Origin of the sequence: Escherichia sp. WS1265 (assembly GCF_046487585.1) — a bacterium.
GTDB lineage: Bacteria > Pseudomonadota > Gammaproteobacteria > Enterobacterales > Enterobacteriaceae > Escherichia > Escherichia coli.
On the sequence record NZ_JBJQJE010000003.1, the window covers coordinates 40,601 to 52,448 of the forward strand.

At 54.8% G+C, this 11,848-nt stretch carries 12 protein-coding genes; 2 read left to right on the top strand and 10 right to left on the bottom strand.

Annotation, left to right across the window (positions count from 1 at the left end):
- Positions 1-122: 122 nt before the first annotated feature.
- The 5 genes from mdtP to yjcS form a co-directional block, all read right to left on the bottom strand.
- Positions 123-1,589 carry a multidrug efflux transporter outer membrane subunit MdtP gene (gene mdtP / locus ACJHX3_RS04115; RefSeq protein WP_000610581.1) on the bottom strand — a complete coding sequence of 489 codons (1,467 nt, stop codon included), beginning with the start codon at positions 1,587-1,589 and terminating at the stop codon, positions 123-125.
- Complete coding sequence (gene mdtO / locus ACJHX3_RS04120) at positions 1,586-3,637, bottom strand: multidrug efflux transporter permease subunit MdtO (protein WP_094308596.1); 2,052 nt, start codon at positions 3,635-3,637, stop codon at positions 1,586-1,588. Before mdtO ends, mdtP begins: the two co-directional genes overlap by 4 nt.
- On the bottom strand, positions 3,637-4,668 hold the full coding sequence (gene mdtN, locus ACJHX3_RS04125; protein ID WP_000446379.1) for a multidrug efflux transporter periplasmic adaptor subunit MdtN: 1,032 nt from the start codon (positions 4,666-4,668) through the stop codon (positions 3,637-3,639). The genes mdtO and mdtN overlap by 1 nt, the downstream gene beginning before the upstream one ends.
- Positions 4,669-4,686: 18 nt before the next feature.
- A complete protein-coding gene (locus ACJHX3_RS04130) occupies positions 4,687-4,962 on the bottom strand; it encodes a YtcA family lipoprotein (protein ID WP_001309139.1) in 276 nt (91 codons plus the stop codon).
- 208 nt (positions 4,963-5,170) lie between these two features.
- Positions 5,171-7,156 (bottom strand): alkyl sulfatase YjcS, encoded by a 1,986-nt coding sequence (yjcS, locus tag ACJHX3_RS04135; RefSeq protein ID WP_001366716.1) that lies wholly within the window; start codon positions 7,154-7,156, stop codon positions 5,171-5,173.
- Positions 7,157-7,408: 252 nt separating this feature from the next.
- Between yjcS and ACJHX3_RS04140 the strand changes: the two genes are divergently transcribed.
- Both ACJHX3_RS04140 and yjdP read left to right on the top strand, forming a co-directional pair.
- Entirely contained in the window at positions 7,409-7,726 is a 318-nt protein-coding gene (locus tag ACJHX3_RS04140; RefSeq protein WP_001183282.1) for an RpiB/LacA/LacB family sugar-phosphate isomerase, read from the top strand.
- Between the two features lie 68 nt (positions 7,727-7,794).
- Positions 7,795-8,124, top strand: a complete 330-nt coding sequence (gene yjdP / locus ACJHX3_RS04145) for a DDRRRQL repeat protein YjdP (protein ID WP_000819739.1) — start codon at positions 7,795-7,797, stop codon at positions 8,122-8,124.
- A gap of 158 nt (positions 8,125-8,282) precedes the next feature.
- Here yjdP and phnP read toward each other — a convergent pair whose 3' ends face one another.
- The 5 genes from phnP to phnL are packed head-to-tail and all read right to left on the bottom strand — an operon-like array spanning position 8,283 to position 11,834.
- Positions 8,283-9,041, bottom strand: coding sequence for a phosphonate metabolism protein PhnP (gene phnP / locus ACJHX3_RS04150; RefSeq protein ID WP_024043640.1), 759 nt, complete (start codon positions 9,039-9,041; stop codon positions 8,283-8,285).
- 1 nt (position 9,042) lies between these two features.
- The gene (phnO, locus tag ACJHX3_RS04155; RefSeq protein ID WP_001110486.1) at positions 9,043-9,477 is read right to left on the bottom strand and encodes an aminoalkylphosphonate N-acetyltransferase; all 435 of its coding nucleotides are present in this window, start codon (positions 9,475-9,477) and stop codon (positions 9,043-9,045) included.
- Positions 9,464-10,021 (bottom strand): ribose 1,5-bisphosphokinase, encoded by a 558-nt coding sequence (gene phnN, locus ACJHX3_RS04160; RefSeq protein WP_024043639.1) that lies wholly within the window; start codon positions 10,019-10,021, stop codon positions 9,464-9,466. The genes phnO and phnN overlap by 14 nt, the downstream gene beginning before the upstream one ends.
- On the bottom strand, positions 10,021-11,157 hold the full coding sequence (gene phnM / locus ACJHX3_RS04165; RefSeq protein ID WP_000586310.1) for an alpha-D-ribose 1-methylphosphonate 5-triphosphate diphosphatase: 1,137 nt from the start codon (positions 11,155-11,157) through the stop codon (positions 10,021-10,023). Before phnM ends, phnN begins: the two co-directional genes overlap by 1 nt.
- Positions 11,154-11,834: a phosphonate C-P lyase system protein PhnL gene (gene phnL / locus ACJHX3_RS04170; protein WP_000611435.1), complete on the bottom strand. Its 681-nt coding sequence runs from the start codon at positions 11,832-11,834 to the stop codon at positions 11,154-11,156. Before phnL ends, phnM begins: the two co-directional genes overlap by 4 nt.
- Between the last annotated feature and the right edge of the window lie 14 nt (positions 11,835-11,848).

The following is an 11,848-nucleotide window of genomic DNA, read 5'->3' on the forward strand; positions in this document are numbered from 1 at the left end:
TTGGGGTCATTCCCTGATATTACGGGCACTATTTATTCAAAACTCTGACGAAAAACAGGCTGTCGTCAGTTTTGACGTGACGAAACGAAATACCGCGTGACAGCCATCACGCGGCAGACATTTTATTTTTTCTCGACGACGGGACTTGCCTGATACCCGCCGCCCAGCGATTTCATCAACTGAATGCTTTGGATCACCCGGCGGCTGTCCAGCATCAGTAATGACATCTCCTCGGCAAGCACTGGCAACCGGGCTTCGGTGGCCTGTAAGCGGCTGGTTAAGCCGCGTTGATAGGCGGCCTCGGCAGCGCGCTGGGTGAAGCGCGTGGCTTCCACGCGTTCAGCCTGCATCTCTCGCTCGTCGTTGAGCGTTTGCAGACGCGTGCCGTTGACGGCAACGTCGCGCACCGCATTCAGCACTGACTGGTTGTAACGTTCAATCATCATGTTGCTGGCGGCGCGAGTGCCTTCGAGATTGGCATTCAACCGTCCACCGTCAAACAGCGGCAATTTCAGACCCGGGATAAAGTTAAACTGGCGACTGGTTTTTTTGAATAAGGTATCCAGGTGGATAGAATCCAGGCCGAAAAACGCTTTGATATCAAAGCTCGGATAGAACAGCGCCCGTGCGGAATCCACCTGATCTAATGACGCCTGAACATACCAGCGCATAGCTTGCAGATCCGGGCGTCTGGCGAGCAACTCATAAGAGAGTGTCGCCGGAATGCCGGTCTGGACTCGTGGTAATGCCACCGGTTTGATCTCCGGCATATCGCTGGCTCCCGCGCCAATCAATGCGCGCAGAGATTCTCGCGTTTCGGTGATTTGCCCTTTAACGGCAGCAATTTGTTTATCGACCGCCAGAATCTGTGCCCGCGCGCCGTGGAAAGGCACTTGCGCTTCCAGACCGTGCGCCACTTTACTCTGGTGCGCTTTCACCGCGTAATCAATCACATCGCGTGTTTGTTCTAACAGATCGAGCATCTGATAGCTGGCCTGCATACTGTAATAAAGCTGCGCTACGCCAGTGGTCAGCGATAGCTCTACTGCTGCGGTTTCTGCCAGCGCGGCATTATGCGCGCCAATGGCGGCGGCAACCGCTGAGCGATGCACACCCCACAAATCAAGATCCAGTCCGGCAAACAAACCGACTGTGGCTTCCGTATAGTACGGCCCGTCCATACCCAGTGCTGGCGCATCCATCGCATAAGGGCTTAAAAAGCCGTTCGCCGAGACACGTTGGCGGTTGAGCATCCCTAACGCTGCCACCTGCAACTGTGAACCGGCATCTAACAAATCGGCCTGCGACTGCGCTTTTTCTTCCCGCAGTTTCGCTTCGGCGAGGGTGTGTGAACCACTTAGCGTCCGTTGGATCAGGGCATCCAACTGCGGGTCATTGAGTTGTTTCCACCACTGCGCCTGCGGCCAGCCGGAGCTGGCAAGATGAATATCATCGGCCAGTTTGATTTGTTCCGGTTTGAGCTGTTGATGAGGCGCAGAATCCTTACGTACCAGGGCACAGCCGGAAATCAGCGTCGTGCTGCCGAGAATGCTGCACAACAGCAGGCGTGAAAGTTGACGATTGATCATTGCGTGGCTCCTTGTGCCTGTTCCGTGGCGGGCGTTAATGCCGGGGCTGTCCAGTCTGGCAAGCGGGCGAAAAGCTGGCAGACGTGTTGCTCCTGTTTTAATAAGGTCGGCAGGATGGCCTGCGAGGCGGGTGTTTCTTCAAGCGTTATTTGAGGAGAACGGCTGAGTGCGGTTGCCAGACCGGCGGCGTATTTCTCCAGTGCGTCGGCAAACTGACCTGCTCTGTCCGGCTGTAGTGCGTTATCCAGCGCCTGCGCCGAGTTCCAGGTTGCATCCCAGGCGTGAAGAATATCGCGGCCCTGACGAATAACCGTTTGCGAACGTTCAATCAGTAAAGCGCGTTCTTCGCTGTCCAGTTGACGCTCCAGCGCCACGCGTTGGCACATCTCTTCACAGGCATTAAACGCCGCATGCAGACCTATACGAATTTGCAGATAAGTGCGCAGAGCCGTGACTTCCTGCTGGCGTGGGATCCGCATTACTTTACTCAACATACCCAGCGCGCCAGCCAGTTTTTGCGGCAGTGTGCGCGCTTCACTTTCAGGCCAGACAAAGGTGTAAATCACCGCGGACACCACGGTACCAATGATGATACCCAGGGCGCGATCGCGAATTTCCACCAGGTCGTACACCGGGCCAAAAACGTTTTCGAGCGTGGCGAGCGCGAAGGTGACCACCATCTGTGTGCCGATATAAGAAGAGCGTTCAGAGCTGGTGGCAATCCATGCGCCCAACAGGAAAATCGGTGCCAGCACAAACAGCAATTCGACAATATTGTCCAGCCAGGGCATGACCAGTAGCGTGAATAACAGCGCCAGAATTGCACCGCAGAAGGCACCGCCAAAACGCAGCGCCATTTTCTGATACGACGAACCAACATTCGGGTTAGCGACGATCACGCAGGTCAGCATACAGGTGTGAATGCCTTCCCAGTCCACGCCGCTGTAGAAGGTGTAACAGATCAAACAGGCGAGCAGCGTTTTTACCGCGTAGCGCATATAGTCTGGATTGGTAAAAGCGTCGGCGACCATTGATGGCGGTTTGGTGGCGGGCGTTGGCGGCGTATTCGGGTCCATCTGACCCAGTTGCAACAATGTCTGGCAGATATTCTCCAGGTTACATTCCCGTGCCGCCATCGCTTCACTTTCAGTGATCCGCCAGTCGCTTTGCCAGCACTGACCTTCGGCAATGGCATGCTGCAGTTTGTTGATTTCTGTGGCTAATTTTTGCCGAAATTCAATAATTGCCTGAGAATCAGCAAAAGAGGTGGGATCGTAGCGATTCAGCGTCGAGTAAATGTAGGTTACCGTTGCCACGCAGCTTTGCCACCATGCGCTCTGAGTTCGCCAGTTGGCATCGTCCGCGAGGCAAAAGACATTGAGTTTTTGCAGCGCCAGCGCCTCTCTTTCAATCCGCGTTTCGGGTAGCGGTGCGAGGCTGTCCGTCAGGTGACTAATGGCATCATCAAGCCGATCATTAAGCGCTTGATGCATTTGCGTAATGGTGCGGCTGGGAAACCACAGCACGCCGATTAACGTCATCAGCAAGGTTGGATAGAGGCCAACAACGATACACCACAGGGTTAAGCGCACGACCACTTCCGGATAGTCGAGCATGGCGGGGAAGGTTTGCCCGTAAATAGCGACAATGGCGACGGCGAAAAAGACCAGCCCCAACCGATGGGTGCGCATCAAAAACATACAGCCCATCAGGATCGGTCCGGCAATGATCAATCGGATCAACGGTTCGCCATATGACCATTTGTAGATCAAAAACAGGCTGGCGATCTCCAGCATCGTGGCGACCACAAACAAGATCGCGACAAATTTGGTGTAAAACGCGTTCGACTGAATACCGTAAAACAGCACTGCCAGTGATAACGCCACAAAAGGGATCTCAAAAGTCATCGAGATCAGAATCACCAGCAGGCAGCCTACCCAGAGTTGCATAGTCTGCGGCACGCGGCCTGGTCGCCGCTCGCTTAACTCTTCATGAAAGAACGCCAGCAGCCTGACCACCGGTAATGGCAGGGAGTTGAGCGCGCTCATTATTGCGGCTCAAGATTAGCGACTGCCGAAGCGCCGATGCGGAACATTTCCGGGTCAGGTTTTTCAACCATGATTTTGACCGGAAAACGCTGGGCAACGCGGACCCAGTTAATAGAACGAGACACTTTCGGCAGGCCGCCCAGCACCAGGCCGCCGTCATCCGGTAGCACGCCGTAGCCAATCGAATCCACTTTACCCTCGAAGGTTTTGCCGCTGTCGCTCATCAGGCGAATCGTTGCGGGTGTACCTGAGCGAATATTTTTCAGATCGGTTTCGCGGAAGTTGGCGATCACGTACCAGTGACGAGTGTCGATTAGGGTAAAAATAGGGCGCATGGCAGAAGCAAATTGCCCGACGGAGGTTTTGAGGGAAATGACCCGGCCATCAAACGGCGCGCGAACGGTCGCCATTTCCAGATGCAGTTTGGTCAGGGCAATATCCGCTTCGACCGCCGCACGTTGGGCGACCAGCGCATCGACGCCGCTGACGGCACTGGCGGCTGACTGCGCCTGCAACAATACGGCATTAAGATCGGCTTCTGCGGCGCGCTGCGCAGTTCTTGCACGGTCAACGTCTTCCGCTGAGACAAAACCTTCTTTCAGTAATGGCTCGGTGCGGCGTAATGTATCTGTGGCCTGTTTCGCGGCGGCACGGGCTTTTTCTACCGTGGCATTAACCGAGTCGGCACCAAACTGTTGCGCGTCAACGCTACGTTGGGTGAGCATAATTTGCTTATCCAGCGCCGCGAGGGAGGCTTCGGCTTTCGCCAGATTGGCTTCGTATGGGCGTGGGTCGATGCGGAATAGCAAATCACCCTGTTTCACCGCCTGGTTGTCGGTGACCGCCAGTTCTACAATGCGACCGCTGACTTCCGGCACCACATCAATGGTATCTGCTGACGCGTAGGCGTCATTAGTTGATGGCGCACTGTCTACGCGCCAGATAACGAAAACAAGGGCAACCAGCGCCAACGCAACCACTAACAGAGCAGGGAATTTACTGCGAGGAGCTTTTTTCGGCGTACTTTCCATGAGCGCGTCTCAAATAGATTAGAAAAATGCCAGCCAGAGCAGCATGGCGTAGAGAGCAAAAAGGGCGGTATAAATAATTCCGACAAATGCCAGATTGATATTTGCCCGCTGAATAATTCGCCTCGTGATGAGCGTCAAAATAAGGCTGGCAATGGCGCAGAAAAACCAGCTGGGATAATAAGCGCCGATCACCGGGATTGCCGGAGATAATGAGCATCCCGAAACCATGAAGACGGGAATTATCCAGGCTGTTTTTTTGAGTTGCATCGCCATGCGAGAGAGAACTGTTGGCATATTAAATACATCCTGTCTGCTGCGAACAATATCTGTAGTGAATATCAATATCCATTGAAGGCGTCAGTATGGCTATTTTCTCGATGAATAAAAATAGCTTTATTCAGCCACCGCATTCATAACTTATATATTTTATGTATTAATTTGCTGTATATATTTTTTAAATAAATGCTTTTGGGGGCTTAAGGGCCCCCAAAAGTGAGTGGCATTAATTTGGGGTTACGATATTCACCCACAAATCGAAATTATCCAGACAGGCAATAATTTCTTCCAGTTTCGCGCCATTGCCAATAATTTTGGCTTTCTTCGCTTTTACCAGATCCGCCATTTTGGCTTGTCCGGTCAGCACGGCGTGAAGATCTTCACGGCTGATGTAGAAAGAGGCGTTGGCTTCAGGTTGCAGCGTTTTACGGTAGTTAAGCACGCTATCGTTCAGCGTCAGGTTGAGGTTATCGCCGTTGCTCATATTGAAGTTCAGGCTGATATTTTTACCCGCGGCTTTCGCACTATCGAGGCGAACGGACATAAAGTCGAACAGCATTTCGACCGACATTCCGCGAATGGTGTCCGGGGAACCGGTGGTGCCGTGGCTGAATTTATGCACCCCTTCGCGCAGCTCTTTCGCGCCGGTCAGGTAGAAACCGCGCCAGGTGGCGGACTCGGCCTGATAGCCCAGCTGTTCAAAGTTATTCGCTTGCAGATTCTTCGCGACCTGGTCACCAGGGTTGGCGGCAATCACCTGTTTCAGCAGTTCTGCCGACCAGCGATAATCACCTTGCTTGTTCGCTTCTTTCGCCAGGTTGATGACGCGGGCAGAACCGCCCAGAGCTTGCACGTAACGTTTACCCATCTCCACCTGACCATATGGATGCAGGTTAGCCGGGTTACCGTCGTAATAGCCAAGATAGAAGTTATACACCGCGCGGGCGTTGTGGCTGACAGAACCGTAATAGCCGCGGCTGGCCCAGTTATTGGCAAGCGCAGGCGGCAGCTTAATCATGTCGCCGATTTCATTCATGGTGTAGCCCTGGTTCGCCAGGTGCAGGGTCTGGTCGTGAATGTACTTGATAGTATCGCGATATTTACCAATATAATCATTGATATGCTTATTGCCCCAGACCGGCCAGGTGTGCGGCATAAACAGTACTTCCGCGTCGTTACCCCACATATCCAGCGTTTCGTTCAGGTACTCGGTCCACTTGCTGGTATCGCGGGTTTTCGCGCCGCGCAGAGTGTAGAAGTTGTGCAGGGTATGCGTGGCGTTCTCGGCGGTACACAGGGCTTTCAGGGCCGGAATATAGAAGTGCATTTCGGCTGGCGCTTCGCTACCCGGAGTCATCAGGAAGTCAAACTCCAGGCCGTCGATAATCATCTTCTCGCCAGTTCTGACGATAGTTTTAGTCGGTGCAATAATGCTCGGGTCGCCGGTTGCCAGCGTCACGCCCAGGCCGTTGCCCACGTTGCCTTGCGCGTTGTGCGGCAGTAACAGACCGTAAGAGTAGAGCGCACGGCGGCTCATGATGTTACCCGCCAGCACGTTTTCGCTGATGGCTTCGTCCATAAAGCCTGCCGGAGCGATCACCTGCACTTTGCCGGATTTAACATCCGCTTCAGAGATAATGCCTTTCACACCGCCATAATGGTCGGCGTGGCTGTGGGTGTAAATCACAGCAACAATCGGTTTTTGCGGACGATGCTGGAAGTAAAGATCAAGTGCGGCTTTTGCGGCAGGCGGCGTCACCAGCGGGTCGATAACAATAATGCCTTTCTCGCCCTCAACGAACGTAATGTTAGAGATATCCTGGCCGCGCACCTGATACATTTTATCGGTGACTTTGAACAGGCCAGAAATACCGTTGATTTGCGACTGACGCCACAGGCTGGGGTTTACGGTTTCCGGCGCAGCGGCATTAATATCAAATTTGTAATCGTCTGCGCGGTAGTAAACTTTGCCGTTAGCATCACGCAGAATACCTTCATCCAGCAGCGGAGCGATAAATCCACGCTGGGCATCGTCAAAATCTTGACGATCGCTAAAAGGTAATGATTTGGCGTAATTCTGATTAATCTGTTGGGTATATTGAGTGGCGGCTTTCGCTTCATCTGTTGCGTAAGCGGTATTTACCATCATGCCGCTGGCGGCAGTTAACGCAATAACAATCCTGCTCAAACGGAATAACCGAGAGTTATTCATATAAATCTCCATTTATCATTTATGTCGTAAATATGTAATCCATGCAAAATACGTCATTTAAAGCTGGCGTTATCATAATTGGGAAATTGCGACTTTAATAAGTAGAAGTGTGAGCTGAACGCGCCACTTTATTAGGCATTTGTGCTGAAGAGGGAAAAGTACGCGAATTTATTATCTCTGTAAATAATATGAGGTGTTTTATATATTTATTATATATATTGTACTTCGGCAAATACTGAGCACAATTAATCAATGCAACCGGTGTTTTTTATTAAAAAACGTACCGGAGCAATGGGCGGTCATGTCGCTGGCACCGCAGGATTCTGCGTTGCTGTGCCAGCCTTTTATTCATGGTCAATGAGTGAGGGGATTGATAAAGAAACCAGGTCGTCAGAGCGTACTGATTATCCGCATTACGCCAGTGAAGTTGCACTGGCTTTTGGTTCACGAGTGGTTGGCCTCGAACTGGCAAAAATGATTGTGGATGCGTGGCTGGGCGCGCAGTACGAAGGCGGTCGTCATCAACAACGCGTGGAGGCGATTACGGCAATAGAGCAGCGGAGAAATTGAGATTCATCCACTACTTGCATGGATGAGTAATGACTAATGTGGATAGAGTTTCTTTTTGAGGTTGGCTAATGAAACGCTTTCCGCTATTTCTTTTATTCACCCTGCTCACGCTGTCCACCGTTCCGGCCCAGGCCGATATTATCGACGACACCATTGGCAATATTCAGCAGGCGATTAACGACGCTTATAACCCTGACCGTGGGCGAGACTATGAAGATTCGCGCGACGACGGCTGGCAGCGTGAAGTGAACGACGATCGGCGCAGACAATATGACGATCGCCGCCGCCAGTTTGAAGATCGCCGCAGGCAGCTGGACGATCGCCAGCGCCAGCTGGATCAGGAGCGTCGGCAGCTAGAAGATGAAGAGCGGAGAATGGAAGATGAGTATGGGCGTTGATGTTGGGTATGGAGCAGGCATCGCCCCTCACCCCGGCCCTCTCCCCAATGGGGCGAGGGAGAAAACCAGCGCAATATTCAATATCGAGCACAATCGGTCCCCTCGCCCCTCTGGGGAGAGGGTTAGGGTGAGGGGGCCAGCGCGCACATTCCCTCCCATCACGCCACCCCAATCTCCATCCCATCAAACCCCGCCTCAAACCCCGACGGCAGTGCGTTTTCCATCAGCCACGCATCAAACTGGTGGCTGATATGGGTCAGAATCACCCGTGGCGAGCGGATAACCTGATTCAGCGCAAGCACGGTATTTAAATCACAGTGATTACGCGGTGCATCCTCGCGCGGCGGGTGACTGCAATCAATCACCATCACCTGCGGCTGATTATTGCGTAAAAATTTCAGCGTTTTTTCCGGCAAGCCAGCGGTGTCAGACAGCCACGCCACCCGGCTGTGTGCCGTTTCCAGCAGATAACCGAAGGTCAGTTTTGAGTGGTTGAGCGGCAGGGGCGTGACCTGCAACCCCTGCAAATCAAACACCACAAACGGTTCCATCGTGTGGCTGAAATCAAGCAGGCCCGGATGTTTAAACAGATCGTCGCAGCCCTGTTCATCCGGCGGGCCGTAGACCGGGATCGAATCGCCCACGCCCCAGCGCAGCGGAAACAGCCCCTGCACGTGATCCATATGGTAGTGCGTCAGCAAAAACTGCTGGAACGATCCGGGCGACCAGCGATCGGCGAGATCGTGCAGCCCGGCGTCGATCAGGGTGATCGCGTCGTTAAACTTCACGACGCCGCTGCATGGCTGGCGGCGATACTGCGGTGAGCGCCGCGCTCTGGCGCAGGCCGCGCACTCACAGCCCCATGCGGGAACGCCCTGTGCGCCGCCAGTGCCAGTAAGTGTGAGGGTCAGGCTCATGTTACAGCGCCTTGGTGAAGCGGAAGTGGCTCTGCTCGTAGCCTTCGCGCAGATAGAAACGGTGCGCGTCGTGGCGCTTGACGTTGGTGGAAAGCTCGGTCATTTCTGCCCCGGCCTGGCGGGCTTCTTCTTCTGCCCATGCCAGTAATTTACTGCCGATGTTCAGACCGCGCGCCTGCGGCATCACCACCAGTTCCTGAATTTCGCCGATCCAGTTGACATGATGCAGATGAAACTGCAAATGCAGGCCGATCATGCCGACAACTTCGCCATCCAGCAGCGCCAAATGGTAGCGCATGTTCGGGTCGCGCAGATTGGCGTTAAACCCCACGCGAAACGCATGGTGGTCAAACTCCGCCTGTTTTAGCTCACAAATCAGCGCGTAAACTGCGTCGGTGTCGTACTGCGTAGCCGGGCGAAGCTCACAAGCAGGCATGGTTTTTCTCCTTCTGATGAATCAGCGTCAGCAGCGTGTCGACCGACTGGCGCAGGCTGCCGTCATTATTGAGCGTAAGACAATCCTGAGGAGTATAGCGGGCAGCGCGTGCTAGTCGGGCGTTAATTTCACCGGCATTTTCACGACCACGGTTTTCCAGGCGCTGGCGCAGGATCTCTGGCGAAACCTGTAAACAAACGGGCAGCAGCGCCGATTGATAGCGCGCCCGCGCCTGCGGCAGATGGGCGCGTGAGCCGTTGACCACCACGTCAAATCCAGCGTGCAGCCAGAGGTCAATCTCGACGCCGATGCCATAATACAGGCCGTTGGCGTGCCAGCTTAAGGCCAGCAGATTTTGCCCCGCGCGGGTAAAAAACTCCTGCTCGCTCAGGGCGATATGATTTTCGCTTCCGGCGCTGGCATCGCGCGTGATGTAGCGATGCGCCACCAGTAACTGAGTTTGTTCCCGCTGGCGGAGTTCCGTCAACAGACTGTCTTTTCCGGAGCCAGAGGCCCCCATTAACCAAATCAGTTTTCCCGTCATCAGAACACCCTTTTACCCTGACGCCAGACGTGGTCGATATGAATGTGGTTGCCCTTGCGATGCGCCAGCACCAGGTCGGCGCGTTTGCCCTCGCCAATCACTCCGCGATCCTGAAGATTAAGCGCCTGCGCCGGATTTTTAGTCACCAGCTTCACCGCCTGCGGCAGCGTAAAGCGGTTGCTCTCGTCATCGGCGACGCGAAATGCCGCATCGAGCAGGCTGGCGGGGTAGTAGTCGGAAGAGAGGATATCCAGCAGGCCAAGCTGCGCCAGTTCACTGGCCGCCACGTTGCCGGAGTGCGAACCGCCGCGCACGATATTCGGCGCGCCCATCAGCACGTTCATGCCATGCTTGCGCGAGGCTTCTGCCGCTTCGAACGTGGTGGGAAATTCGGCGATCACGCTGCCAAGCTGGTGAGATTCGGCAACGTGGGCGTGCGTGGCGTCATCGTGGCTGGCGAGGGCAATGTGTCGCGCGCGGCACATTGCGGCGATGGTTTCGCGATTTGGCTGCGACCAGCGTGCGGCGAGCGCCAATTGCTCTTCTTCGTACTGCTGCATCTGCGCATCGGTGAGGGAATATTTGCCCTGATAATATTCGCGATACTTCTCGCGATTGGCGAACTGGCGCTGGCCTGGCGAGTGGTCCATCAGCGATACCAGCGTCACCGGTTCGCGCTGCACCAGTTTTTCAAACAGCGGCAACGTGGTGTGGTGCGGCAGTTCGCAGCGCAGGTGCAGGCGGTGCTCGGCGCGGTTGACGCCGCGTTTCTGCGTCTCTTCGATGGCGTTGATCATCTTCTCCAGATTCTCCAGCCGATCGCCGCCGTCGCGCACATCACCAATCGCCACGGCGTCCAGTACGGTGGTGATGCCGCTTGCCACCATCAGCGCGTCGTGGCTGCTCATCGCCGAATGGGCGGGCCAGTCGACTTTCGGGCGCGGGGTGAAGAATTTATCGAGGTTGTCGGTATGCAGCTCAATCAGTCCGGGCAGTAGCCAGCCACCTTCGCCGTCCATCGCTTCCGGCTGGCGGCTCTGGCTTTCGGCAAAGGCCCGAATTTCGCCATCCTGTACTTCCAGTGAACCGTGCACCACTTCATTTTCCAGCACCAGTTTGACGTTATTGATAATCATGAAGAGGCTCCCATCGGGTGCAGGCGGTCGGCGACGTCATTGCGTACGGCTTCGTCATGAAAGATACCGACGATGGCCGCGCCGCGGGCTTTGGCTTCGCGAATTAGTTCCACCACCGCGGCGCTGTTTTTAGCGTCCAGCGAGGCGGTGGGTTCATCCAGCAGCAGAATCGGATAGTCGACGATAAAGCCACGGGCGATGTTGACGCGCTGCTGTTCGCCGCCGGAGAAGGTCGATGGTGCCAGGTGCCACAGGCGTTCAGGCACGTTCAGGCGCGTCAGTAATCGGGCGGCTTTAGCGGCGCAGGCTTCACGCGGTACGCCGGTATCGAGCAGCGGCTGCATCACCACTTCCAGTGCCGAAATACGCGGGATAACGCGCAGAAACTGGCTCACCCAGCCGATGGTGGTTTTGCGGATCTCCACCACTTTGCGCGCTGGCGCAGTGACCAGGTCTACCCATTCCTCACCGTGTTTGATCTGGATTTGCCCTTCGTCGGGCAGATAGTTGGCGTACAGCGAGCGCAGCAGGGTTGATTTTCCGCTGCCGGAGTGGCCGTGAAGCACCACGCATTCGCCTGCGTTGACGGTGAGCGAGGCACGTTGTAAGACGGGCAGGCGCACGCCGTTTTGCTGGTGCAGGATGAAGGTTTTACTGACGTTTTGTACGTTAATCATTTTTCGCCTCGTGG

What these genes read in the sequence shown, in the direction of transcription:
- mdtP (WP_000610581.1), bottom strand. Translation starts at nt 1,589, where the DNA reads ATGATCAATCGTCAACTTTCACGCCTGCTGTTGTGCAGCATTCTCGGC.
- mdtO (WP_094308596.1), bottom strand. Translation starts at nt 3,637, where the DNA reads ATGAGCGCGCTCAACTCCCTGCCATTACCGGTGGTCAGGCTGCTGGCG.
- mdtN (WP_000446379.1), bottom strand. Translation starts at nt 4,668, where the DNA reads ATGGAAAGTACGCCGAAAAAAGCTCCTCGCAGTAAATTCCCTGCTCTG.
- ACJHX3_RS04130 (WP_001309139.1), bottom strand. Translation starts at nt 4,962, where the DNA reads ATGCCAACAGTTCTCTCTCGCATGGCGATGCAACTCAAAAAAACAGCC.
- yjcS (WP_001366716.1), bottom strand. Translation starts at nt 7,156, where the DNA reads ATGAATAACTCTCGGTTATTCCGTTTGAGCAGGATTGTTATTGCGTTA.
- ACJHX3_RS04140 (WP_001183282.1), top strand. Translation starts at nt 7,409, where the DNA reads ATGCAACCGGTGTTTTTTATTAAAAAACGTACCGGAGCAATGGGCGGT.
- yjdP (WP_000819739.1), top strand. Translation starts at nt 7,795, where the DNA reads ATGAAACGCTTTCCGCTATTTCTTTTATTCACCCTGCTCACGCTGTCC.
- phnP (WP_024043640.1), bottom strand. Translation starts at nt 9,041, where the DNA reads ATGAGCCTGACCCTCACACTTACTGGCACTGGCGGCGCACAGGGCGTT.
- phnO (WP_001110486.1), bottom strand. Translation starts at nt 9,477, where the DNA reads ATGCCTGCTTGTGAGCTTCGCCCGGCTACGCAGTACGACACCGACGCA.
- phnN (WP_024043639.1), bottom strand. Translation starts at nt 10,021, where the DNA reads ATGACGGGAAAACTGATTTGGTTAATGGGGGCCTCTGGCTCCGGAAAA.
- phnM (WP_000586310.1), bottom strand. Translation starts at nt 11,157, where the DNA reads ATGATTATCAATAACGTCAAACTGGTGCTGGAAAATGAAGTGGTGCAC.
- phnL (WP_000611435.1), bottom strand. Translation starts at nt 11,834, where the DNA reads ATGATTAACGTACAAAACGTCAGTAAAACCTTCATCCTGCACCAGCAA.